Source organism: Rhizobium leguminosarum (assembly GCF_001679785.1).
In the GTDB taxonomy this organism is placed as follows: Bacteria; Pseudomonadota; Alphaproteobacteria; order Rhizobiales; family Rhizobiaceae; genus Rhizobium; species Rhizobium leguminosarum_R.
In genome coordinates this window covers 3,461,860-3,485,104 of sequence record NZ_CP016286.1, presented here as the reverse complement: position 1 = coordinate 3,485,104, position 23,245 = coordinate 3,461,860, and the positions used below count along the sequence as shown (strand labels likewise).

24 protein-coding genes are annotated in these 23,245 nt (G+C 61.3%); 9 read left to right on the top strand and 15 right to left on the bottom strand.

Going from position 1 to position 23,245, the window contains the following annotated elements; genetic code table 11:
* The first annotated feature begins 135 nt into the window (after positions 1–135).
* Positions 136–843, top strand: a complete 708-nt coding sequence (locus BA011_RS17135; protein WP_065281333.1) for a sulfate transporter family protein — start codon at positions 136–138, stop codon at positions 841–843.
* A gap of 3 nt (positions 844–846) precedes the next feature.
* Here BA011_RS17135 and BA011_RS17130 read toward each other — a convergent pair whose 3' ends face one another.
* Entirely contained in the window at positions 847–1,272 is a 426-nt protein-coding gene (locus BA011_RS17130) for a VOC family protein (protein WP_065281332.1), read from the bottom strand.
* Between the two features lie 82 nt (positions 1,273–1,354).
* Here BA011_RS17130 and BA011_RS17125 point away from each other — a divergent pair, with 82 nt between their 5' ends.
* Positions 1,355–1,933: a TetR/AcrR family transcriptional regulator gene (locus BA011_RS17125; RefSeq protein WP_065281331.1), complete on the top strand. Its 579-nt coding sequence runs from the start codon at positions 1,355–1,357 to the stop codon at positions 1,931–1,933.
* Here the strand turns inward: BA011_RS17125 and nth are convergent.
* The gene (gene nth, locus BA011_RS17120) at positions 1,898–2,704 is read right to left on the bottom strand and encodes an endonuclease III (protein ID WP_186806450.1); all 807 of its coding nucleotides are present in this window, start codon (positions 2,702–2,704) and stop codon (positions 1,898–1,900) included. The genes BA011_RS17125 and nth overlap by 36 nt on opposite strands.
* Here nth and BA011_RS17115 point away from each other — a divergent pair.
* Both BA011_RS17115 and BA011_RS17110 read left to right on the top strand, forming a co-directional pair.
* Positions 2,703–3,200 (top strand): DUF2244 domain-containing protein, encoded by a 498-nt coding sequence (locus tag BA011_RS17115; RefSeq protein ID WP_065281330.1) that lies wholly within the window; start codon positions 2,703–2,705, stop codon positions 3,198–3,200. The genes nth and BA011_RS17115 overlap by 2 nt on opposite strands.
* Positions 3,201–3,279: 79 nt before the next feature.
* Entirely contained in the window at positions 3,280–4,152 is an 873-nt protein-coding gene (locus tag BA011_RS17110) for a methylated-DNA--[protein]-cysteine S-methyltransferase (RefSeq protein ID WP_065281329.1), read from the top strand.
* A gap of 33 nt (positions 4,153–4,185) precedes the next feature.
* Here the strand turns inward: BA011_RS17110 and BA011_RS17105 are convergent, their stop codons facing one another.
* Positions 4,186–5,211 (bottom strand): sugar-binding transcriptional regulator, encoded by a 1,026-nt coding sequence (locus tag BA011_RS17105; protein ID WP_065281328.1) that lies wholly within the window; start codon positions 5,209–5,211, stop codon positions 4,186–4,188.
* A 426-nt stretch (positions 5,212–5,637) separates the two neighbouring features.
* On the opposite strand from BA011_RS17105, the gene tal reads away from it, so the two are divergent.
* From tal to BA011_RS17090, 3 genes are all read left to right on the top strand, one after another.
* A complete protein-coding gene (gene tal / locus BA011_RS17100) occupies positions 5,638–6,603 on the top strand; it encodes a transaldolase (protein WP_003543075.1) in 966 nt (321 codons plus the stop codon).
* A gap of 92 nt (positions 6,604–6,695) precedes the next feature.
* Positions 6,696–7,364: a DUF1345 domain-containing protein gene (locus BA011_RS17095; protein ID WP_065281327.1), complete on the top strand. Its 669-nt coding sequence runs from the start codon at positions 6,696–6,698 to the stop codon at positions 7,362–7,364.
* Positions 7,365–7,413: 49 nt separating this feature from the next.
* Positions 7,414–7,860 carry a DoxX family protein gene (locus BA011_RS17090; RefSeq protein WP_065281326.1) on the top strand — a complete coding sequence of 149 codons (447 nt, stop codon included), beginning with the start codon at positions 7,414–7,416 and terminating at the stop codon, positions 7,858–7,860.
* Positions 7,861–8,153: 293 nt separating this feature from the next.
* On the opposite strand, the gene BA011_RS17085 is transcribed toward BA011_RS17090, so the two are convergent.
* From BA011_RS17085 to BA011_RS17055, 7 genes are all read right to left on the bottom strand, one after another.
* Positions 8,154–8,327: a DUF1328 domain-containing protein gene (locus BA011_RS17085; RefSeq protein ID WP_065282577.1), complete on the bottom strand. Its 174-nt coding sequence runs from the start codon at positions 8,325–8,327 to the stop codon at positions 8,154–8,156.
* A gap of 150 nt (positions 8,328–8,477) precedes the next feature.
* The gene (locus BA011_RS17080) at positions 8,478–9,905 is read right to left on the bottom strand and encodes a gamma-aminobutyraldehyde dehydrogenase (RefSeq protein ID WP_065281325.1); all 1,428 of its coding nucleotides are present in this window, start codon (positions 9,903–9,905) and stop codon (positions 8,478–8,480) included.
* A gap of 12 nt (positions 9,906–9,917) precedes the next feature.
* Positions 9,918–10,730, bottom strand: a complete 813-nt coding sequence (locus BA011_RS17075) for an ABC transporter permease (protein WP_065281324.1) — start codon at positions 10,728–10,730, stop codon at positions 9,918–9,920.
* Positions 10,720–11,682, bottom strand: a complete 963-nt coding sequence (locus tag BA011_RS17070; RefSeq protein ID WP_065281323.1) for an ABC transporter permease — start codon at positions 11,680–11,682, stop codon at positions 10,720–10,722. The genes BA011_RS17075 and BA011_RS17070 overlap by 11 nt, the downstream gene beginning before the upstream one ends.
* Entirely contained in the window at positions 11,679–12,665 is a 987-nt protein-coding gene (locus tag BA011_RS17065) for an ABC transporter ATP-binding protein (protein WP_065281322.1), read from the bottom strand. Before BA011_RS17065 ends, BA011_RS17070 begins: the two co-directional genes overlap by 4 nt.
* Before the next feature lie 217 nt (positions 12,666–12,882).
* Entirely contained in the window at positions 12,883–14,043 is a 1,161-nt protein-coding gene (locus BA011_RS17060) for an ABC transporter substrate-binding protein (RefSeq protein ID WP_065282576.1), read from the bottom strand.
* Between the two features lie 116 nt (positions 14,044–14,159).
* Positions 14,160–15,068, bottom strand: coding sequence for a LysR family transcriptional regulator (locus tag BA011_RS17055; RefSeq protein ID WP_065281321.1), 909 nt, complete (start codon positions 15,066–15,068; stop codon positions 14,160–14,162).
* A 179-nt stretch (positions 15,069–15,247) separates the two neighbouring features.
* Between BA011_RS17055 and BA011_RS17050 the strand changes: the two genes are divergently transcribed.
* On the top strand, positions 15,248–15,988 hold the full coding sequence (locus BA011_RS17050; RefSeq protein WP_065281320.1) for a hypothetical protein: 741 nt from the start codon (positions 15,248–15,250) through the stop codon (positions 15,986–15,988).
* A gap of 66 nt (positions 15,989–16,054) precedes the next feature.
* Here BA011_RS17050 and lysS read toward each other — a convergent pair whose 3' ends face one another.
* From lysS to BA011_RS17025, 5 genes are all read right to left on the bottom strand, one after another.
* On the bottom strand, positions 16,055–17,551 hold the full coding sequence (gene lysS, locus BA011_RS17045; RefSeq protein WP_065281319.1) for a lysine--tRNA ligase: 1,497 nt from the start codon (positions 17,549–17,551) through the stop codon (positions 16,055–16,057).
* A 22-nt stretch (positions 17,552–17,573) separates the two neighbouring features.
* Positions 17,574–19,040 (bottom strand): glutamate--tRNA ligase, encoded by a 1,467-nt coding sequence (gene gltX, locus BA011_RS17040; protein ID WP_065281318.1) that lies wholly within the window; start codon positions 19,038–19,040, stop codon positions 17,574–17,576.
* Between the two features lie 244 nt (positions 19,041–19,284).
* Positions 19,285–20,034 carry a TerC family protein gene (locus tag BA011_RS17035; RefSeq protein ID WP_025396086.1) on the bottom strand — a complete coding sequence of 250 codons (750 nt, stop codon included), beginning with the start codon at positions 20,032–20,034 and terminating at the stop codon, positions 19,285–19,287.
* A gap of 218 nt (positions 20,035–20,252) precedes the next feature.
* Positions 20,253–21,092 carry an AraC family transcriptional regulator gene (locus tag BA011_RS17030; protein WP_065281317.1) on the bottom strand — a complete coding sequence of 280 codons (840 nt, stop codon included), beginning with the start codon at positions 21,090–21,092 and terminating at the stop codon, positions 20,253–20,255.
* Positions 21,093–21,185: 93 nt separating this feature from the next.
* Positions 21,186–21,869 carry a TetR/AcrR family transcriptional regulator gene (locus tag BA011_RS17025; protein ID WP_065281316.1) on the bottom strand — a complete coding sequence of 228 codons (684 nt, stop codon included), beginning with the start codon at positions 21,867–21,869 and terminating at the stop codon, positions 21,186–21,188.
* Between the two features lie 150 nt (positions 21,870–22,019).
* On the opposite strand from BA011_RS17025, the gene BA011_RS17020 reads away from it, so the two are divergent.
* The gene (locus BA011_RS17020) at positions 22,020–23,231 is read left to right on the top strand and encodes an HlyD family secretion protein (RefSeq protein WP_065281315.1); all 1,212 of its coding nucleotides are present in this window, start codon (positions 22,020–22,022) and stop codon (positions 23,229–23,231) included.
* Positions 23,232–23,245: the final 14 nt, after the last annotated feature.

The window sequence follows — 23,245 nt, the reverse complement described above, 5'->3', positions numbered from 1 at the left end:
TTTCATATGTGTCACAATATTATATTAGTATTTAGTTTTCGACAAGTTTTCTATTACTGAATGCAATTTTATTCTCTCTTGTCGGTGGCCTCCATCTTTCCTACATCTTCGGCGCAACCCGGAGACGCCTGAGACATGATTCTTGACGCCGCTCGACTTTCGCTCGCCAATCTGTTCGCATCGGAAACGCGTTCTGTCTTCTGGAAGGTGCTCGGCCTGACGATCCTCGTGCTTGTCAGCCTCTGGTTCGCGCTGCGCGGAGCCTTCATGACCTTTCTCTTTCCCTGGCTGACGAGCTTCTTTCCCGATATGCCGGATTGGGCGGGGTGGTTCGCTCTCATCTTCGCAATTCTTGCCGGTATCGGCCTTGCCCTCATGCTGGCGTTGCTGCTGTCGCCGGTGACGGCGCTGATCGCCGGCCTGTTTCTCGACGACGTCGCCGATGTCATCGAAAAGCGCGACTATCCCAAGGACACGCCGGGCACCGCCATGCCGCTCGGTCCGGCGATGGCAAGCTCGATCAAGTTCCTCGGTGTGGTGATTCTCGGCAATATAGTGGCATTGCTGTTGCTGTTCATCCCCGGCGTCAATCTGGTCGCGTTCTTTCTGGTGAACGGCTATCTGCTCGGACGGGAATTTTTCGAATTCGCCGCCATGCGCTTCCGTTCGCCGGATGAGGCGCGGCTCTTTCGCGCCAAGCATGCCTCCACCGTCTTTCTCGGCGGGCTGATGATCGCCCTTTTCCTGGCGATCCCGATCGTCAATCTTCTGACGCCGCTTTTTGCCGCCGGCATGATGGTGCATCTGCACAAGCTGGTCTCCGCTAAGGATCCCGGGTTGTGAGGCTCAAGCGGGCAGGGCGGAGGCGTCATACATCGCCGCGAATTCGGCGCTCGGCGGGATCGGCTTGATGATGTCGATCAGCACGCCGTTTGGATCGGCGGTGATGAAATGCCGCTGGCCGAAATCCTCGTCGCGGATTTCTCTCAGAATTGGCAGGCCGGCGCTCCGGCAGGCTGCATAGATCCCATCGACATCGCCGACCTCGAAATTGAGGAGCAGGCCGGACACCCTGCCGCGGGCTGTGGCCGGGATGGTCTCGTGGCTGCCGTCAAGGATGGCAAGCGCGATATGCTCCTCCTCTGCCGATTGCAGGTGAACATACCAGTCGCTTTCGAACAGAGCTTTGAAGCCGAAATGCGTGCAATAAAAGCTGGCGGTGCCGGCAACGTCGTCGGTCATGATGACAGGATAATAGCTCGTCGATTTCATCTCGTTTTCCTCCTTTTTTTACATACAATCTGTATGTTTTTATCTCTTAACATACATTCTGTTTGTATGTAAAGAGATGAGCATGAGCCGCAGCAATCGCGAGAGAACGGAGCAGACGAGACAGGCACTGATCGATGCCGGTCGACGTCTCTTCGTCGAGAAAGGCTATGCAGAAACCGCGACGCCGGAGATCGTCACGGCGGCGGGAGTGACGCGTGGCGCGCTCTATCATCACTTTGAAGACAAGAAGGCGCTGTTTCGCGCAGTCATCGAATGCGAGGCGCGCGCGGTGGCCGCTGCGATCGAGGCGCGCTCGGCGTCCTACGACGCGCCGCGTGCCATGCTATTCGCCGGTGCCTCGGCCTATTTCGATGCGATGATGGCGCAAGGGCGCACGCGGCTGCTGCTGATCGAGGCACCTGCCGTTCTCGGCCCGCTGGCGAGTGCGACAATCGATGCGGAGAATGCGGAAGCGACGCTGCGGACAGGGCTTGCAGCGATGCTTCCAGAGGCCGGCGCTATGCTCGAACCGCTGACGTCGCTGCTATCGGCGGCCTTCGATCGCGCGGCGATCGCGATCGAGGCGGGCGCCGAAAGGCGGTATTACGAGCAGACGATCGCTGTCCTACTCGACGGCCTCGCCGATCACCTGCGGCGGTAGCTCGACGAGCGGTGCCGGCACATCCCAGCTCTTCTCGGGCGATTTGCAGAGATCGGCGATGACGCAGCGCTCGCATTCGGGCCGGCGCGCCTTGCAGGTATAGCGGCCGTGCAGGATCAGCCAGTGATGCGCATGATAGAGGTAATGTTTCGGGATCACCTTCATCAGGCGTTCCTCGACCTCGTCAGGTGTCTTGCCGGGGGCGAGCCTGATGCGATTGGCGATACGGAAGATGTGCGTGTCGACGGCCATCGTCGCCTGGCCGAAGGCCATGGAAAGCACGACATTGGCGGTCTTGCGGCCGACGCCTGGCAATCTCACCAGTTCGTCGCGCGTCTCCGGCACCTTGCCGCCGAACTGGTCGACCAGCATCTGCGAGAGCGCGATGACGTTTTTTGCCTTGTTGCGGTAGAGGCCGATCGTCCTGATGTGGTCGCGCAGCCGCTCTTCACCGAGGTCGAGCATCTTTTCCGGCGTATCGGCAATCTTGAAGAGCGCGCGCGTCGCCTTGTTGACGCCAACATCGGTCGCTTGCGCCGAAAGTGCCACGGCGACGACGAGCGTGAAGGGGTTGGTGTGCTCGAGTTCGCCTTTCGGTTCCGGCCGCTGTACCGAGAAGCGGCGGAAGATCTCCTCGCGGTCGGCCGGCGAATAGGCCGTGCGCACCGCCCCCGCCGGTTTGCGGCGGGCGATCACATTCGCGTCCTGCGGCGTCTTGGTAACGGATTTGAGTTTCGGATTCGCCATGGAAACTCTATAATCGGCAGCCATGATGGAAAGCAACGCCGACAGCTTCAATGAGCAGCCTGTTTTCGCTGCCGAGCTCTTTCCCCACCGGTCGCTCGGCCGCCGGGGCTTCAAGGTGCTGCTTATCCTATCCGGTGCCGTCTGCCTGCTTTACGGCACGTTCTTCATCGCGACGGGAGCCTGGCCGATCGGCTTGTTCTTCGGACTGGATTTCCTGCTTCTCTACGGCGCCTTCTGGCTGAATTACCGATCCGGGAAAGCGCGCGAACAGGTGACGGTATCGCGCACGGACGTGTCGGTGCGCAAGTTTGCGCCCTCGGGACGGATGGTGGAGCATCATTTCAATCCGTTCTGGACGCGCTTCCTCGTTCGCCGGCACCAGGAGATCGGCATCCTTTCCATGCATATCTTCGGCGAAGGCCGGCGCACGGATATCGGCTCCTTCCTCAATCCCGATGATCGCGAAAGCTTCGCCAAGGCCTTCAAGGGGGCGCTGGCGACGGTCAAGCAGCGGATCTGAACCTATCCGGCGGATGCGCAAGAATCGGGTGGTTTGCTCATCCCCACTTGACTATCTCCTTGTTACAAGGAGAAAGACCATGAATATGATTGTCAACCTGCAGACAGACATCACGCCTGACGGCCCTGATTATGACATTGTCCGTCGGGTGATCGAACTCATCACCGAGGATTACCGTGACCAGCCTTCGCTGGAGGCGATCGCGGCGCGGCTCAACCAGTCGCCGACCCAGCTTCAGAAGACCTTCACCCGCTGGGCAGGCCTGTCGCCCAAGGGCTTCCTGCAAGCGGTGACGCTGGATCACGCCAAGCGGCTGCTGCGCAAGGAAGACATGCCGCTGCTCGAGACCTCGATCGAGGTCGGCCTCTCCGGGCCGAGCCGCTTGCATGATCTCTTCGTCACGCATGAGGCGATGTCGCCCGGCGAATGGAAGGCCAAGGGCGGCGGTCTCATCATCCGCTACGGCTTCCACATCTGCCCCTTCGGCGTGGCGCTGATCATGGTGACCGATCGCGGCCTTGCCGGCCTTGCCTTCAGCGATTCCGGCGACGAGAGGGCCTGCCTCGAGGATATGACCTGCCGCTGGCCGAACGCCGAATATGTCGAAGACCTGCAGGCGACGATCCCCTATGCAGCCCGCATCTTCGAGCCTGGCAAATGGTCCTCGGAGCAGCCGCTGCGTGTCGTGCTGATCGGCACGGACTTCCAGGTGCGCGTCTGGCAGAGCCTGCTGAAAATCCCGTTCGGCAAGGCCGTCACCTATTCCGATATCGCCAACGATATCGGCAGCCCGACGGCGCAGCGCGCCGTGGGTGCGGCGGTCGGTGCAAACCCGATCTCCTTCGTGGTGCCCTGCCATCGGGCGCTCGGCAAGAACGGGGCGCTGACGGGCTACCATTGGGGCCTCACCCGCAAGCGGGCGATGCTCGGCTGGGAATCGGCGCACGCCTGAGGGATTTCCAGGACGGAGCGGCGTGGTCGCCGCTCATCGCTCCGGCACTTCTCCCCGCTGGGGAGAAGAGACGGGCGGCGAGGCTTCTGCCAATTCCAGCAATGCGCGTGCAGCACTTTCATCGGTGATCAGCGTGTTGCAGCCGATGCGCTTGATCGTCGCACGGATCGCCACGGCCCGATGGGCGCCGCCAGAGGAGAGCACGATATGCTTGGCCTCCTTCAGCGTGTCGAGATCGACGGACATGACGCGCCGATTGATCGAGTGGTCGACCGAATTGCCATCCTTGTCGAGGAAGTTGAACATCGTGTCGCAGACACAGCCGGCATCGATCAGTTCCTGCAGCTCGGCCTTCGAGATCCAGCCCTCCGACAGCGAGGTCGAATGCGGGCCGATATCGCCGCAGCTGACGATCGCCAGATCGAGGTTCTCGGCCAGACGATAGATCGTATCCAGTCCGCATTTCTCAATCAGATTGCGCTTGGTCTCGATGGAGTCGACGAGAAGCGGCGCCAGGAACATGTAGCATTCGGCGCCGAGCTGGTTTGCCAGCCGCCATGTGTAATCGATCGGGTTCGTCTGGTGCACTGCAACGATGCCGCCCAAGAGCGAGACGACCTTGCAATTGGCGCGGCGCGGCGGCCGGAAGCTCGACAGCGAGGCGGTCATGGTGCGGCCCCAGCCGACGCCGATGGTGTAATCGTCGGGGATGGCTTCGGAGAGGAACTGGCCAAGCGCCAGACCGACATTCCTGGCCAGTGAATTGACGTCACCATTGGTCGGCGCGGGGACGACGATCGCCTCGTCGAGGCCGTAGGCGTGCTCCAGCTTCACCGAAAGTTCAACGCAGTCGCCGATGGAATCGTTGATCCAGATCTGGACTTCGCTGCGTTTCATTGCCTCGTCGAGCAGGCGGATGACGGTGGTGCGACTGATGCCGAGCTGTTCGGCGACGTCCTTCTGGGTCAGGCCCTCGTTGTAATAGAGCCATGCCGCCCTGAGCCGCAGCGAGGATGCCTCCGAATAGGCCGTGTGCGTGCCGCGTTTGAGCTTGACCACATCTCCTCCGCACGATTTCCTGCCCTAAATCCCTGATGGGATGAAAGGCCTTAGCGACGCTTTTATTGCCGGGGATAATGACGGGTGTGACACTTATGTCAATTGAAATGCACAAATGTCCTTGACTTTTCGTAAGGCGAATGGCGATAGTCCGGGTGACACACGTCGTTCTTGTCCGTCCGAGGAGGACATAGTGCGGGCATGCCGAAAGTCACGACCGGCCTTCCAGCCGCAAGCGGTATCGCTTGCGTGCGAGCAGCCGTTCGTTCGCGGCCGGAACACGGCCACTGTCCTTCACGTTTATGAATCATCCGTGACGGATGCGCGCATTTTCGCCTGCAGCATGCAAACAACCTGTCGGTAGATCACCTTTGCCCGGCGGAACGCGCGCCGGTCGCAGCCCAAGTTCAACAAGGATTATTGACCATGACATCCAAGCTTGACCAACTTCGCGAGATTACCACCGTGGTCGCCGATACCGGCGACATCGAAGCCGTCGCCCGCCTGAAGCCGGTCGATTGCACGACGAACCCGAGCATCGTGCTCAAGGCTCTCGGCACGCCGATGTTCGCCGACGCCATCAAGGAAGCCGTCGCCTGGGGCAAAAAGCAGGGCGGCAATCCCGAAGCCGTTTCTTCCGCCGTCGCCGATCGTCTCGCCATCTCCGTCGGCGCAGCCCTGGTGAAGCTCGTCCCGGGCCGCGTCTCGACCGAAGTCGACGCCGATCTTTCCTTCGATACCGAGGCTTCGCTTGCCAAGGCGCGCGCAATCATTGCCGCCTACAAGGATCGCGGCATCGGCCAGGACCGAATCCTCATCAAGCTCGCTTCCACCTGGGAAGGCATCCGCGCCGCGGAAGTGCTGCAGAAGGAAGGCATTGACTGCAACCTGACGCTTCTTTTCAGCAAGGCCCAGGCGATCGCTTGCGCCGACGCCAAAGTGTTCCTGATCTCGCCCTTCGTCGGCCGCATCCTCGACTGGTACAAGAAGTCGACCGGCAAGGACTACACGGCCGAGGAAGATCCGGGCGTCATCTCCGTCCGTGAAATCTACAACTACTACAAGGCGAACGACATCAAGACGATCGTCATGGGCGCCTCCTTCCGCAGCGCCGGCGAAATCGAAGCACTTGCCGGCTGCGACCGCCTGACCATCAGCCCGAACCTGCTCGACGAGCTGGCCAAGGATGAAGGCAAGCTGGAGCGCAAGCTCTCGCCGGAGAGCCGCAAGCCGGACCCGAAGGTCTCGGTCGACGAGAAGACCTTCCGCTGGATGATGAACGAAGACGCGATGGCGACGGAAAAACTCGCCGAAGGCATCCGCGCCTTCGCCAAGGATCTCGGAACGCTGCGCACCATGGTGCAGAAGGAACTGCAGCTCGCCGCCGCCTGATAAGGCCCGGCCACTATCGAAGGCGCGGCTGCCGGCTGGCAGGCGCGCCTTTTTCATGCTGTTATCAAGGGCATATGCTGTCGGAGACCGAAATGGCGGATGAGGAACGGGCAAATTCGCTTGCGGCATATGCCTATAAGCATGCGAGCTTCATCATCGCCGTTCTCGCCGGACTGGTGGGCTTCTTGGCTGTGACCTCGCGTGAAGTCAGCGCCGGCAACATCTTGTTCGGCTGGAATGTCAGCGCCGGCGTTTTTGTCGCGCTCAGCTGGCGCAAGATGCTGCGGGCGACGGTTGAAGGCATCCGGAAACGCTCGGCGGATCTCGATTTCTCCGACACCGTCCTGCTGGCTCTTTCGATCGGTGCCGCACTTGCCAGCATCGCCGGGATCGGCCTCGAGCTTCATTCGATCAAGGAGGCGGCGCCTGACGTCGCGTTGGCGCGGGCAGGTGTCGCGGTTCTGACGATCCTGATCTCCTGGATCTTCCTGCACACACTCTTCACCATCCACTATGCCCATTATTTCTATGGCGGGGCGGACGAGGAGGGCGGTCTCAACTTTCCCGACGGGATCGAAGAGCCCGGCTATTGGGATTTCCTCTATTTCTCTTTCACCATCGGCGTTGCCGCGCAGACGGCGGATGTCGCGGTCAGTTCGACCAGCATGCGCAAGTTGACGCTGCTGCATGCCGTGCTGTCGTTCCTGTTCAACACGACGATCCTGGCACTTGCGATCAATGTCGGGGCGAGCCTGCTATAATGCGCCTTGCCATGAGCGGGCTAACCACCTGCTCTTCAAGCCGGAGGGTATGATGGAAAGCGCCTCAAGCCGGCCCCGACTGGCCGATCTCATTCTCCTCCTCGGCAGGCTTCTGCTGTCGCTGATCTTCCTGCACGAAGGTTGGTCGCTCGCGGCAGATATCACGGCGACCATCGACATTTTCGCAAAACTGGGGTTATCGGCGCCGGTCGCGCTTGCCACCATTGCCCTTCAGATCGGCGCCGGCCTTTCTATCGCGACAGGCTTCTTCAGCCGGCTTGGCGCACTGGCACTGGCACTTTTCTGCCTGGCGACCGCCTTGCTCTTCCACACGAATTTTGCGAGCCAGAACGAGTTGTTGCATTTCGAGAAGGACCTGGCGATTGCCGGCGGCATGTTCGTGCTCGCGGCTTCGGGTGCGGGATCGATATCGATCGACAGGCTGCTGAGAAAGCGGACCGGCATGCATCCCTGGCTCCGGGCGGTCTTGTCGTGAATATGCACCGCGGTCAGGTTACCTTGGCGAGAGAACGAATGACGATGGCATATGGAATATCCGGGATCAAACGGGGCGCCACCCGTTACCGGAAGGCCGAGTAGAAGGGCGAGGGGCCGCGCCGCCTATCTCCACCTCTCTGATTTGTGTGTCGAAAAGGGCCGAAAAAGCGTCGCGATCTCTTACACTCGCTTGCGACGTTCAGGTCTTCACTTTCCACATGTCGTGTTCGCAAAACCGCCCCACAGTTTTGCGCGACATGCTTCAGGCTGCGCGCCGCGGTTCGCAACGGCTCACAAAATCGCTTGGCCGGCCATCAGCGCAAGCACAAGGAAGATCAGGAAGATTACCAGCGCGATGCCGAAGAGAACGCGTGCGATCGTCGCAGTCGCTGCGGAGACGCCTGAGAAACCGAAGAAGCCGGCGATGATTGAAATCACCAAAAATATCAGAGCCCATTTCAGCATGACATCATCCTTTGCGTTTGCTTGGGAAAGACGCGGCAACCGGGAAAATGTTCCAGATCGCTTGAATGGAATGGCGATCTCTAGGGAGCACCCTCCCGGTGCTACCGATGGGCATTGCGTCGAATTTCGTACCCTTGCCTTTCCCGCCGGTTAGCCGTGATTGATCATCACGTGGCGTACGGCGGTATAATCCTCCAGCGCGTAGACCGACATGTCCTTGCCGTAGCCTGACTGTTTGAGGCCGCCATGCGGCATCTCGTTGGTGAGCATGAAATGCGTGTTGATCCAGGTGCAGCCATATTGCAGGCGGGCGGCGGTCTTCATGCCGCGGCCGATATCTTTGGTCCAGACGGAGGAGGCCAGGCCGTAGTCGCTGTCGTTTGCCCAGGCAACGGCTTCGTCGGCATCGGAAAAGCGGGTGACCGAGACGACCGGGCCGAAGACTTCGCGGCGGACGATCTCATCGTCCTGGAGGGCGCCCGCAATGACAGTCGGCGTGAAGAAGAAGCCCTTGTCGCCGGAAACCTTGCCGCCGGCGGTGATCTCCATGTGCTTGTGTTCGGAAGCACGGGCGACGAAGCTTTCCACGCGGTCGCGCTGGCGCTTGGAGATCAGCGGACCGATCTCGTTTTCGGTATCGTCGGCCTGGTTGAAGCGGATGCTCGAGACGGCCGAGGAGAGATCGGCGACAAAATTATCGTAGACCCTGGCATCGGCATAGATGCGGCAGGCAGCGGTGCAGTCCTGACCGGCATTGTAATAGCCGAAGGTGCGGATGCCTGCGACGACCGCATCGATATCGGCATCATCAAAGACAATGACCGGGGCCTTGCCGCCGAGTTCCAGGTGGGTGCGCTTGACCGTCTTGGCCGCGGCCTGCAGCACCTTCTTGCCGGTTGCCACATCGCCGGTGATCGAGACCATGCCGATCCTGGCGTGATTAATCAGGGCGTTGCCGACACTTTCACCACGGCCGAGGATGACGTTGACGACGCCTTCGGGAAGGATTTCGGAGAGCAGCTTCGCCATCTTCAACGCCGTCAGCGGCGTCTGCTCCGAAGGCTTGAAGACGACGGTATTGCCGCCGGCAATGGCTGGCGCCAGCTTCCAGGCCATCATCATCAGCGGATAGTTCCACGGCGCGATCGAGCCGACAATGCCGATCGGATCGCGGCGGATCATCGAGGTGTGGCCGGGCAGATATTCGCCGGCCGCCGGTGTGTGCAGGTTGCGCACGGCGCCGGCGAAGAAGCGATAACAATCGACGATAGCCGGGATCTCGTCGTTCAGCACGGCATTGATCGGCTTGCCGCAATTCAAAGCCTCCAGTGTGGCGAAGCCGGCGGCATCCTTCTCGATCGCATCGGCGATCTTCAGCAGGTAGCCGGAACGTTCGCCGGGTGTCGTCTGCGACCAGCTTGTGAAGGCTTTTTCGGCGGCATCGACGGCGGCGTCGACCTGGGAGAGCGAGGCTTCGGCAAGGTCGATCACCGTCTCGCCCGTCTTCGGGTTCAGAATGTGCTCTTCCGTCTCCGTGCCTTTTTCAAAGCGGGAACCGATCAGCATTTGGATATCCATGATGTTCTCCCTTTATTTGCCGGCGCCGGCGATCTGGTCGCCATCGCGGGTGAGGTAATAGGCTGCCAGGATCGGCAGGAAGGTGACGAGCACCACGACCATAGCGACCACATTGGTGACAGGGCGCTGGCGCGGGCGGATGAGTTCTTCGAGCATCCAGATCGGCAAGGTCGATTGCTGGCCGCCGGTGAAGGTGGTGACGATGACCTCGTCGAAGGAAAGCGCGAAGGCAAGCATGCCGCCGGCAAGAAGGGCGGTGCCGATATTCGGCAGGATGACATGACGGAAGGTCTGAAAGCCGTCAGCGCCGAGATCCATCGAGGCCTCGATCAGCGAGCCGGAGGTGCGGCGGAAGCGGGCGACCGCATTGTTGTAGACGACCGCGACGCAGAAGGTGGCGTGACCGAGCACGATGGTCCAGACCGAAAACGGGATATCGAACAGGCTGAAGGCGGATCGGAGCGCAATGCCGGTGATGATGCCGGGAAGGGCGATCGGCAGGATGACCAGCAGCGAGATCGCCTCGCGGCCGAAGAACTTCGTCTGGCTGACGGCCGCCGCACAGAGCGTGCCGAGGACCAGCGCGATCGCCGTGGCGATGACGGCGACCTGCACGGAAAGGCTGAGCGCCGACCAGACGTCCGGCCGGTTCCAGGCGACGGCAAACCATTGCAGGGTCAGCCCGGGCGGCGGCCATTGATAGCTCTTTTCCTCCGTCGTGAAGGCATAGACGAAGATCAGCAGGATCGGCAGGTGCAGGAAGAGCAGTCCGGCGGCTGCGGCGATTTTCAGGGGCAGCGGCGATCTCTTGAGGTCAGAGCGCATCGAAAGCCCCCAATTTCCTGGCGAGCGACAGATAAAGCGCCATGATGACGATCGGCACGACGGAGAAGGCGGCGGCGAGCGGCACATTGCCGGCCGTTCCCTGCTGGGCATAGACCGCCTGGCCGATGAAGAGCCTGGACGAGCCGATGATCTGCGGGATGATGTAATCACCCAATGTCAGCGAGAAGGTGAAGATCGAACCAGCGACGATGCCGGGGAGCGCTAAGGGCAGGAGCACGGTGCGGAAGGTCTGGCGCGGCGTGGCGCCGAGATCCGCCGAGGCCTCGATCAGGTTGCCGGGCACACGCTCGAGGGCCGCCTGCGTCGGCAGGATCATGTAGGGAAGCCAGATATAGACGAAGACGATGAAGGTGCCGAGGTAACTCACCGAAAGCGAATTGCCGCCAATCATGGGCAGGTTCAGGGTCGCGTCAAGCAGCCAGGAGAGATGGAGCTTCTCGAAGATCCAGGTGAGGATGCCTTCCTTGGCGAGGATCAGCTTCCAGGCGTAGATCTTGACGAGATAGCTCGACCAGAGCGGCAGCATGACGCCGAGATAGAAGAGCGCCTTCCATTTGCCTTGCGCATAACGCGCCGCATAGTAAGCGATCGGGAAGCCGATCAGGGCGGCAGCGAGGGTGACCAGCGCCGACATCACGAGGGTACGGATGATGATATCGAAATTCGCAGGATTCAGCAGCTGGGCATAGGTCGAGAGGGTGAATTCGGTATTCACCAGCCCGGAGAAATCGTCGATCGAGAAGAAGCTCTGCAGAAGCAGGGCGATCAATGAGCCGATATAGATGATGCCGAGCCAGAGCAGCGGCGGTGTCAGCATCAGGAAGAGCAGCAGCTTCGGGTGCCGCCAGAAGGCATCCGACAGTTGGCCGAAGAAACCGCCGCGGCCCGGAAGGATCGAAGTCTTGCCGCCTGTGATGGTGAGCGCCGTCATGCCGCGTCATCCATGTAGTGGATATCGGCCGGCTGCCAGGCGAGGCGGATGCGGGCGCCGAGATCCGGCACAGGCGCGCCCGCCGGCAGCATGACGTGCAGCCGGCTGCCCTTGAGATCGACGCTGAGGCGCGTGGCGGCGCCAAGGAAGCTTGCATTTTCGACTTTTGCCTCGACGCCGTCGCTTGCCAGCCGGATCGCCTCGGGGCGCAGGCTCGCCCAGCGCTTCTCGCCGCCGAGCGAGGCCATCAGATCAGGCGCGATGACGTTCGACGAGCCAACGAAATCGGCGACGAAACGGGTCTTCGGGCAGCGGTAGATATCCTGCGGCGTGCCCTGTTGGACGATATTGCCATCGTTGAAGACGGCGACGCGGTCGGCCATGGACAGCGCCTCGCCCTGATCGTGGGTGACGAAGACGAAGGTGATGCCGAGCGCGCGCTGCAGGCTCTTCAATTCTTCCTGCATTTGCTCGCGCAGCTTCAGATCGAGCGCGCCGAGCGGCTCGTCGAGCAACAGCACCTTCGGCTTGTTGACCAGCGCGCGAGCGAGTGCCACGCGCTGCCGTTGACCGCCGGACAGCTGGCCGGGGCGGCGGGCGCCGTAGCCCGGCAGCTTGACGAGCTCGAGGGCATCGCCTGCCGCCTTCATCCGCTCCGCCTTGCCGACGCCCTTGACCATCAGCCCATAGGCAACATTGTCGAGGATATTGAGATGCGGAAAGAGCGCGTAGTCCTGGAACACGGTGTTGACGTTGCGGCGATAGGGCGGAACGCCGTCAGCCGTCTCGCCGAAGATCTGGATATGGCCCCCGGTCGGCTGTTCGAAGCCGGCGATCAATCGCAGGCACGTCGTCTTGCCGGAGCCGGATGGCCCGAGCATGGCAAAGAATTCGCCGGGCGCGATCTCGAGATCGACGCCGTCGACGGCGCGAACCTGGCCGAAATGGCGCGATACCTGCTGGAAGCGGACGGCTGACGTCATGGGGGCTCCGGGTCTTGTGTGTTCAAAGAGGGCTCGGTCTTGGCCAACAAGGACCCCGCCCCAAAACCCCTCCCCACAAGGGGGAGGGGCTTAACCTGCCGTACCCTTTCGCAAATACCTTGGTGTTTCGGCAGAATTCGGCGGTGCCACTCAAGGCCCCTCCCCCTTGTGGGGAGGGGTTGGAGAGGGGGACTTTACCCCAGCGGACCGGCCCGGTTCATCGCCCGCCGATCACGCCGATATAATCCGACACCCAGCGATGATAGGGCACGCATTCACTCTGCGTCGTGCATTTGGCGACCGGGGTTTTCCAGAACTTGATCTTGTCGAAGTGATCGAAGCCGTTGGTGGCGCAGCCGCTATCACCCATCAGCTCGTTGCCCTTGCAGGCGGCGGGAACCGAGGGCACGGCGCCGAACCAGGCGGCGGCGTCGCCCTGGACCTTCGCCTTCAGCGAATGCTCCATCCACATATAGGCGCAGTTCGGATGTTCACTGTCGGCGTGCAGCATGGTGCTGTCGGCCCAGCCGGTGACGCCTTCATCCGGGAAGGTGGAGGCAATCTTCTGCTTGTCGGCCTGCAGCAGGTTCACCTGAAAAGGCCAGGAGCCGGAGGCGACGACGCCTTCGTTCTTGAAGTCGTCGATCTGGATCATCGCGTCGTGCCAGTAGCGGGAGACGAGCTTGCGCTGGCCGCGCAACAGGTCGAGGGCGGCCTTGTACTGGTCCTCGGTCAGTTCGTAGGGGTCCTTGATGCCGAGATCCGGCTTGTGGGCCATCAGATACATGGCGGCATCGGCGATGTAGATCGCGCCGTCATAGGCCTGGACGCGGCCCTTGTTCGATTTGCCGTCGGGCAGTGTCTGCTCCTCGAAGACGACGTTCCAGCTGGTCGGCGCCTTGTCCTTGAAGGCATCGGTATTGTACATCAGCACGTTCGGCCCCCAGAGATAGGGCACGCCGTAGTGCACGCCGCCGACCGTATACCACGGTCCGTTCTGCAGGCGCTCGTCGACGGTCTTGAAGCTCGGGATCAGATCGGTGTTGATCGGCTGGACACGCTTGCCGGCGATGAGGCGGAGCGAGGCGTCGCCCGATGCCGTGACGAGATCAAAGCCGCCTTCGTTCATCAGCGACACCATTTCATCGGAGGTGGCGGCGGTCTTGACGGATACCTTGCAGCCGGTCTCCTTTTCGAAATCGGTGACCCAGTCGTAGTTCTTGTCGGTTTCGCCGCGTTCGATATAGCCGGCCCAGGCGACGATGCTGACCGCACCTTCGCCCTTGCCCAAGGCCTTCAGCGGTTCGGCGGCGATTCCCTGGGTCGCGAAGCTCAGGCAGGCGAGCGCTGCCGTGCAGGATTTCAACAGATTCGTCATCATCCGTCTCCCGGTTTGCCACTTTTGTGGCGGTTTGTTCCCGGATGAAAAGGTGACGCGAAAAAGCCGCTTTCGCAAATTCATTTATCAGAAAGGCGGTATCGGAAATTCCGATATCAGCGGATACGCCCGGAGCGCAAGCTTTCGGCGATGCCGACGAAATCGCGCGCCGCCTGCGGCAGGCTGGAGCCCTTGCGCCAGACCATGCCGACCTGGACGACCGGCAGCGATCCCGAGACGTCGCGGCTCTCGATGCGGTCGCCTTCCAGCGACCATGGTCGGTAGACGAGATCGGGAAGCAGGGCTACGCCGGCGCCTGTTGCAACCAGGCTGCGCACCGCCTCCACCGAGCGGGTGCGGAAGGCGACATGCGGGCGGGCGCCGAGCGCTGAGAGCAGCTTGCCGGTATTCTCCTCGATTTCGTCGACCGTCAGCATGATCAGCGGTTCGCGGGCGATGTCGGCGACCGAGATGATGTCGGCCGACACCAGCGGATGGCCCATCGGCAGCCATAGTCGATAGGGCGAGGTTTCGAGGATTTCCGCCTGCAGCGCCATGCGGTCGCGCAGGTTTGATATCACCATCACGGCGACATCCAGTTCGCCGCCGACCAGGAGATGTTCGAGGTAACCGCCATTGTCCTCGATGGCGCTGACCTCGATGCCGGGACAGGCGCGACGGTATCGCGCCAGGAGATCGGAGAGCACATAGCCGGCGACAAGCGAGGTGACGCCGATGTTCAGCGTGCCGGAAAGCGCGCTTTGCTGGCCGGAAAAGCTGGTCCGTGCGTCGGAGACGGAGGCCAGGATCTTCGTCGCATGACGCAAGAACTGGTGTCCGTTATGGGTGATTGTCAGGCCGCGCGGATGGCGCTCGAAGAGTTCGACGCCGAGGTCGCTTTCGAGCTCCTTCAGCGCTTCCGTCACCGAGGATTGCGAGATCGAAAGGTTCTGCGCGGCTCGCGTCACCGAACCCTGTTCAGCGACGGCGACGAAGTATTGAACCTGGCGAAGCGTGAAGGCCATGGGGTTTTAGAGCATGGCGGAACGGGCCGTGGCAAGCGGTCCGAAAAAGCGGACCTTTTTTGGTATTTTCCTAAAATGGAGCGCGCTTCGCATGCCCACTTAAACTTTCGGAAACGTCATTTCCTTAGCGTTCTCTGCACTTGTCCTGCGTTGGAGTTTCAGATGGCGGAGCAGTTGGCGTGAAGGCCTTACTGCGCATATTCCGGCCTTCCCGGAAATTGGCAATCATCATCGGTGGAGTCGCTCTTCTCGCGGGCGTTTCCGGCGGTGCGGCTGTCTATGTCGGCAAGGACAGGCTGATCGGTGCAACTGGTGGCGGCTACGGGCTCGAATGCAGCGACGTCAACCTGGTGACGATCAGGAAGCAGGATCACGTCTGGGTGCGCAAATACATCAAGACCGAACCGACCGACGGGATGACGCGCGTCAAGACCGCCCTTCGTGTCGCTCAGGCGGTTTATGCCGCGCAGAAGCCGGATCTGGTGCAGGTGGTGGTGCTCGACGAAAACGGACCGACGATACGCGCCGATATTCGCGGCCGGGCGATCGGCGCCGATGTCGTCTATATCCCGCATCCCGACAAGACCGTTCCGGGCCTCGACGACAAGTCCTATACAGCGCGCTACTACGACGGCAAGGCCAGCGAAAACGGGCTGTTCTTCGGCGAGCGGATAGAAATGCCGTTCGACGAGATCGCCATGATCAGCGCCGCTTTCAAGGATCCCGAGGATTGCGTCGACCCGGTCGCGGTTGCCTCGACCAAAAGCGAGGAAAAGGGCAAGAAGGCCGCAGGCGGCGGGCATGGCGCAGCGCCGGCAGCAGAAAGCGAAGCCGCGCCGGCTGCAGGCGGCCACGGCGCAGATGCGGTCGCAGAGGCGCCGGCCGAAGAGCCGCCGGCTGAAGCCGCCAAGACCCACTGAACAGCGGGCATGAAAAAGCGGAGCGCCGGGAGGCACTCCGCTTGGCATTTTCGACCTGTCTTCCGGTCAGTCGGCCTTGCTGCGGCGGGCCGGGAAGAGGATGACGTCGCGGATCGACGGGGCATTGGTCAGCAGCATGATGAGACGGTCGACACCGATGCCGAGGCCACCTGCCGGCGGCATGCCCTGGTCGATCGCGTCGAGGAATTCCTCGTCCAGCTGCTTTTCCTTTTCGCCGCGGGCATGCGCCTGTTCGAGCTGCTCGACCATGCGGCGGCGCTGCTCTTCGGGGTCGTTGAGTTCCGAAAAGGCGTTGCCGAGTTCCCAGGCGTTGCAGTAGGTCTCGAAGCGCTCGACCAGGCGCGGCTCGCCCGGCACTTCCTTGGCGAAGGGCGAAATATCCTTCGGGAAATGCGTGACATGCGACGGCTGGATCAGGGTGGATTCAACCTTTTCCTCGAAGACGAAGGCGAGGCATTCGCCCCAGGTCCAATCCTTCTCGACCGCAAAACCGGCAGCCTTGGCGGCGGCGCGGGCCTCTTCATCGGTCTTGATGGCGCGGAAATCGATGCCGGTCGCTTCCTTGACGGCGTCGGGCATCGGCACGCGCTTGAACGGGCCCTTGAAGGACATGGTCTTGTCGCCGAAGGGGAATTCCGTCGTGCCGTGAATGGAGAGCGCCAAGCTTTCGAACAGCCGCTCGACGAGGTCCATGATGTCCTCGTAATCGGCATAGGCCCAGTAACACTCCATCATGGTGAATTCGGGATTGTGCCGGGTGGAGACGCCTTCGTTACGGAAGTTCCGGTTGATCTCGAAGACCTTGTCGGTCAGCCCCGAAACCAGCGTACGCTTCAGGAACAGTTCCGGCGCGATGCGCAGGTACATGTCGAGCTTCAACGTGTTGTGATGCGTCTTGAACGGCTCGGCGGTGGCGCCGCCATAGACCGAATGCAGCATCGGCGTCTCGACTTCCATGAAGCCGTCATTTTCCATGAAGCGGCGGATGCCGGAGAGGATCTTCGAGCGCTGCTGGAAGCGGAGCTTCGAATCCTCGTTGGTCATGATGTCGAGGTGGCGCTTGCGGTAGCGCAGTTCGATATCGGAGAGGCCATGCCACTTCTCGGGCATCGGCAGCAGCGACTTGGTCAGCATGGTGATCGTCTGCGCGTTGATCGTCAGCTCGCCACGCTTGGTGCGGCGCACGATGCCGGTGACGCCGATGATGTCGCCGATGTCGATCATCGGCAGCAGCGCACGGGCTTCTTCCGGGGTCGTGTCCTTGTGACTGAAAATCTGGATCTTGCCGCCGGCATCGTGGATGTCCATGAACATGCCGGAGTTGCGCGACGAGTAGACGCGGCCGGCGACGGTGACGACATCCTGCGTCTCGACGTCAGGTTCCAGGTTCCCATATTTCGCGATGAGCTCGGCATTGGTCATCGTGCGGTGGAAATGCGCCGGATAGACCTCGCCGATCTGCTCGCGCAACAGCTTCAGCTTCTGGGCGCGCACTTCCGTCGCGTCGGAGGAAAGGGTGTTTTCAGTCTTGTTGTCAGCCACTGTCGAAATCCTCTGACTATTCTTACTTCGAGCCGACGAGGGCGGCGACCGCCTGCGAGGCGAGCTTCAGGCGCTGACGCACGACGGACCGGCCGAGGATCGCCATGGAATCGAAGAGCGGCAGCGAGCGCGACGAGCCGGAGACGGCGACAAAGAGCGGCGAGACCACGACCTTCAGCTTCTTGCCCATGCGGTCGGCGATCGCGCGCAGCTCCGCCTCGATCGTCTCGACATTCCATTCCAGGATCTTTTCGAGATCCGGCTGGACGGTGTTGAGGATCTCCAGGATCTCTTCCGGCGGCGACTTGATCTTCGCGAAGTCGGAAGGCTGCAGGCCAAGATCGGACTTCAGCAGGAAGCCGGCAAGATCGGGCAGTTCGCCGAGCTTGGAAATGCGCGTCTGCGACAGGCGCAGACCTTCCTTCAGTCGGTCGTTTTCCATCGCCCAAGTCAGCACACGCGCCTGGAATTCCTCTTCCGACAGTTTCTCGCGGATCCAGCGGCCGTTCAGCCAGTCGAGCTTCTGAATGTCAAAGATCGCGCCAGCCTTGGAGAGGTTCTCCGGATCGAACTTCTCGGAGAGAGCATCCATATCAAGCAGCTCTTCGCCTTCGGCAATCTGCATGAAGAACAGGCCGAGGAAGTTCATCAGCGCTTCAGGGATATAGCCGAGCGCGGAGTAATAGGAGATCGAGGTCGGGTTCTTGCGCTTCGACAGCTTCGACTTGTCGGCATTGCGCATCAGCGACAGATGCATGAAGACCGGCTGGTCCCAGCCGAAATAGCGATAGAGCAGGATGTGCTTCGGCACCGAAGCCAGCCATTCCTCGCCGCGCGCCACATGGGTGATCTTCATCAGATGGTCGTCGATGACGTTAGCCATATGATAGGTCGGCATGCCGTCGGCCTTGACGAGGACCTGCATGTCGACGGAATCCCAGGGAATGGAAACCTCGCCGTAAACGCCGTCCGTGAAGTCGCACGAGCCTTCGGCCGGGATCTTCATGCGAATGACGGTCGTCTCGCCGGCGGCCATGCGCGAGGTGACTTCCTCGGCCGCAAGATTCAGGCAGAGGCCGTCATATTTTGGTGGCTTGCCGGCGGCACGCTGGGTTTCGCGCATCTGTTCCAGCCGCGCGGGCGTGCAGAAACAGCGGAAGGCATGGCCCTTGTCCAGCAATTCCTGTGCATAGGGCTGGTACATCGGCTTGCGATCGGACTGGCGATAGGGGCCGTAGGGACCGCCGATATCAGGGCCTTCCTTCCATTCCAGCCCGCACCACTTCAGTGCGTCCAACACCTTCGTTTCGAATTCCGGGGTCGAGCGGGTCGCATCGGTATCCTCGATACGCAGGATGAACTCGCCGCCGTGCTTCTTGGCGAAAAGGTAGTTGAAGAGAGCGATGTAAGCGGTGCCGACATGCGGCTCGCCGGTCGGCGAGGGAGCGATGCGGACGCGGACGCCGGTGGCTGTCCCGGAAACTGTCATTGTGTGTGCCCGTCAATGAATGCCGGACGGCTTTCATGGAAAGCGACGTTCGGCCGGAAGGATGCAGATAGCTTCATCGGCAAACCGGCCGGAAAAGGGCATGCGCCCGCACTATCCGCCGATCGTCCGTTCGGCTGGCCTTAGGCCATATTCAACCGGGCGCGTCAAGAAAAACCACGCCTGCGAAGGCCTGATGGCAGTGCGTGAGGGCACGCCGGTTCCGCCGCGCCCTCCTGTCCAAGCCTCAATGCGCGGCGTCGCGTTTGCGCTTGCGGGCGTTGCGCGCGAACATGTTCAGCACCTCGACCAGCGCCGAGAAGGCCATGGCGGCGTAGACGTAGCCCTTCGGCACATGGAAGCCCATGCCTTCGGCGATCAGCGTCGTACCGATCATCAGCAGGAAGGCGAGCGCCAGCATGACGATCGTCGGGTTCCTTTCGATGAAGTTGGCAAGCGGCGTCGCGGCAACAAGCATGACGGTGACGGCGGCAACGACGGCGACCACCATGATCGGCAGATGCGGCGTCATGCCGACGGCGGTGATGATGCTGTCGACGGAGAAGACGAGGTCGAGCAGCAGGATCTGGCCGATGGCCGATGCAAAGCCTGTCGTGGCCGAACTTGCGATGAAGTCCTCGCCGTGATCTTCCGGATCGACGCTGTGGTGGATTTCCTTGGTGGCCTTCCAGACGAGAAACAGACCGCCGGCAATCAGGATCAGATCCTTCCAGGAGAAGCCGTGGCCGAAGGCTTCAAACAGCGGTTCGGTCAGCTGCACGATCCAGGCGATGGTGCCGAGCAGGACGAGACGCATGACGAGCGCAAGACCGATACCGATCTTGCGGGCCTTCTCGCGGTGCTCGGGCGGCAGTTTGTTGGTGAGAATGGAAATGAAGATCAGGTTGTCGATACCGAGAACGACTTCCATCACCACCAGCGTGATGAGCGCCACCCAGGCGGCCGGATCCTGAATGAGCGTCATGATTTCCTGCATCAGCATATATCCCCTTTGCGTCACATGAGTAGTAACGCCCGCTATGTAATGTCGCCGGCCTGCCAGGCAAGCGCCGCAAGGGGGTATACGAAACCGATGTGACTTTTATTCCCTAGAACAGGATGATTTAAGGCCGGGTCGACCTTCAATTTGAATCCTGTTCCAGATTAAAGAGTTAGAGCATGATGTCGTCCGAAAACCGCTCACACTTTTCGGCATCATGCTCTGACCGGCAACCAGATTTCGGTGACGCCCATGCCGGTATAGGGGTCGAAGCGCTCGTCGTAGCGTTCGAACATGTCGGGTGTCTCGCCGTGCTCCAGGCCTGAGGTTGGCCACCAGGCGCCAAATATCCGGTTCATGGTCGCCGGAATGCCGGAGACATGGCCGCGATGGGCAAAGACGACGTAACGCTGGCCCGGAAGCTTGAGCGGTGCAAAATCCGCCGGCAGATCGCCGGCATCGGAAATTTCGACCGCGGCCATATAGCGGAATTTCTCCGCTTCACCGTCGATATGGGTGCAGATGCCATAGGCGACATTGCCTTTCTGGCCGGAGATATGACCGAAATGGGCGTTGAATTTCTGCCAGAGAGAGGGAATGGCGGCATTGCCGCCATAGGGGTAGGTCTCCTGCAAGCCGGCAAACAGCATCGGTTGGAGGGTTTCGAAACGGGGCGGTTCGAGGTCGTTGAGGTGGGTGGGGTCCATTCTGATCGGCTCCAGCAAGACAAGGTTACGGGCGTGCCCCTGTCTGCGCACCGCATCCGGCGTCATGCCGAACTGGTCGCGGAAGGCACGGGTGAAGGCTTCGTGCGAGCCGTAGCCGGCGCAAAGCGCAACCTCGAGAATGGTGGATGAGCCGCCGACCAGTGTGGGCGCGGCGCGGCTGAGGCGGCGCCCTCTTATATAGCCGCTGATCGAGTGACCGGTGACGAGCCCGAAGACGCGCGACAGATGGTAGCGCGACAATCCGGCTGCTTCCGATATCTCTTCCAGCGATATATCGCTTTCGAAATGGCTCTCGATGAACCAGATCGCCCGTCCGACGGCGCTCATCCTCATTCTCCTGGTTGCAGCTTCTTCCTTAGAGGAAGGCCGGCAGCCGGATTTGATCGCTATTGCGGGATTTTGGCCGATGGAGCGCGGCGGTCAAGGGTGCGTCTCGTGCCGGCGCACGCCGTAGGCGGCCATGAAGACCCGGATCGCGCCGCGGATGACGCGCTCGATTTCGTCACGCGACGGCGGCTCTTCCATGCTTCCGAACAGGCGCAGCTTGAAGAAACTACCGCTGGCGAGATCGAGGAACTGGCCGGCGGCGAGATCGATGTCGTCGATCTCAAGTGTGCCTTCGGCGATATGGCGTTCCAGGAAGTCGCGCATGATGGTGCGCAGATTGACCGGCCCCTTGAAGAAGCGTTGACAGAGCACCGGCATGCGGTCGCGAACGCCGAGAACGGTGCGCATCGCGCTGATGACCTTTTCATCGGTCATATGGGTAACGAAGCTTATCCCGAATTCGTACAGGCCGGCTTCGGGATCGTCATGTTCGGCAAGGGCCGTGCGCACGGCCGCCACGAAGGCGGCGCGCTCGGTCTCGATCATCGCCGAAAACAGGTCTTCCTTGTTGGTGAAATAAACGTAGAGCGTTCCCTTGGAGACTCCAGCCTCGCGGGTCACGTCATTCATGCTGGCGGCGTCGAAGCCCATCTTCATGAAAACGCGCTTGGCGCCGGCGAGGATTTGCTGGCGCTTGGCCGGATCTTCGCCTGCGGCAAATCGGCCTCCGGCCGCGGGAGGACTGAATACGGCGGCGTGGTCGGGTGTCAGCGTCATGTCCTCTTAAGTGTGTTGACGGTTTCGGATGTTCTTTAAAAGAAATCGAACCGATAGGTTCTACGCTCTTGATATGACGATAAAACAGGTTTAAGTCAACTGAACCGAACCGTTCAGTTCGATTACTTACTCCAGATCGGTGAAGTGGCCATGTCGAGCAACCAGAAGAGCAACGTCGCGCGTATCGTCAGCGAAAACGCCGGAACCGAAGAGGTAAAGGCCGAGGTCGCGGCCGTAGAAGCTCCGACGGCGGAAGCCCGCGAAGTTCCCTCTGCTCCCGCGCAGTCGGCGCCGGCTTCGGTCACCGCACCCGCGGTTGCGAAGAAGCGCCGCGGCCTTGTGCTACCGATCGTCGTGCTCGCCCTTCTCGCGGGCGGCAGCTGGTATGGTTACGAATGGTGGACGAACGGCCGCTTCATGGTGTCGACCGACGACGCCTATATCGAGGGCGATATCGCAACGATTTCGCCGAAGGTCACGGGCTACGTCGCGAAGGTGAACGTTGTCGCCAACCAGGAAGTCAAAGCGGGCGACGTGCTTGCCACGCTTGATAACGGCGACTATCAAAACGCCCTCGACTTGGCCCAGGCCCAGATCGTCACCGAACAGCTTTCGCTGCAGCGTATCGACGCGCAGATCGAAGGCGCGAATGCGAGCCTCGTGCAGGCGCAGGCGCAGAAGGTGGCACTCGAAGCGGCCGTTCGCGGTGCCGAGATCACCCAGAAGCGCCAGAGCGACCTTCAGGCGAAGTCGGTCGGCACCGCCGCCGATCTCGACAACGCCAATATCGCCCTCGACCAGGCCAAGGCCAATCTTGCCGGCGGCGACGCCAACATCACCGCGGCACAGGCCAACATCACCATCCTCCAGGCCCAGCGGAAGGAAGCCGAAGGCTCGGTCCGTTCGCTTGAGATCTCGCGCGACAAGGCCCTCCGTGACCTTTCCTTCACCGTGCTCAAGGCGCCTTATGACGGGATTGTCGGCAACCGCTCCGTCCAGGAAGGCGACCTCGTCTCTCCCGGCCAGCGCCTGATGGCGCTCGTTCCGGTGCGACAACTCTATATCGACGCCAATTTCAAGGAAACGCAGATCCAGCATCTGGTGCCGGGCTCGAAAGTCAACGTCCATGTCGATGCCTATGACGACCATCCGATCGTCGGCACCGTCGAATCGATCTCGCCGGCTTCCGGCTCGGTCTTTTCGCTGCTGCCGCCGGAAAACGCCACCGGCAACTTCACCAAGGTGATCCAGCGCGTGCCGGTGCGCATCGCGCTGCCGCAGGATGCGCTCGACAGCGGCCGTCTGCGCGCGGGGCTGAGCGTCGTCGTCGACGTCGACACCCGTACGGCGCCGAGCAAGTAAGCCTTCAGGAAAGG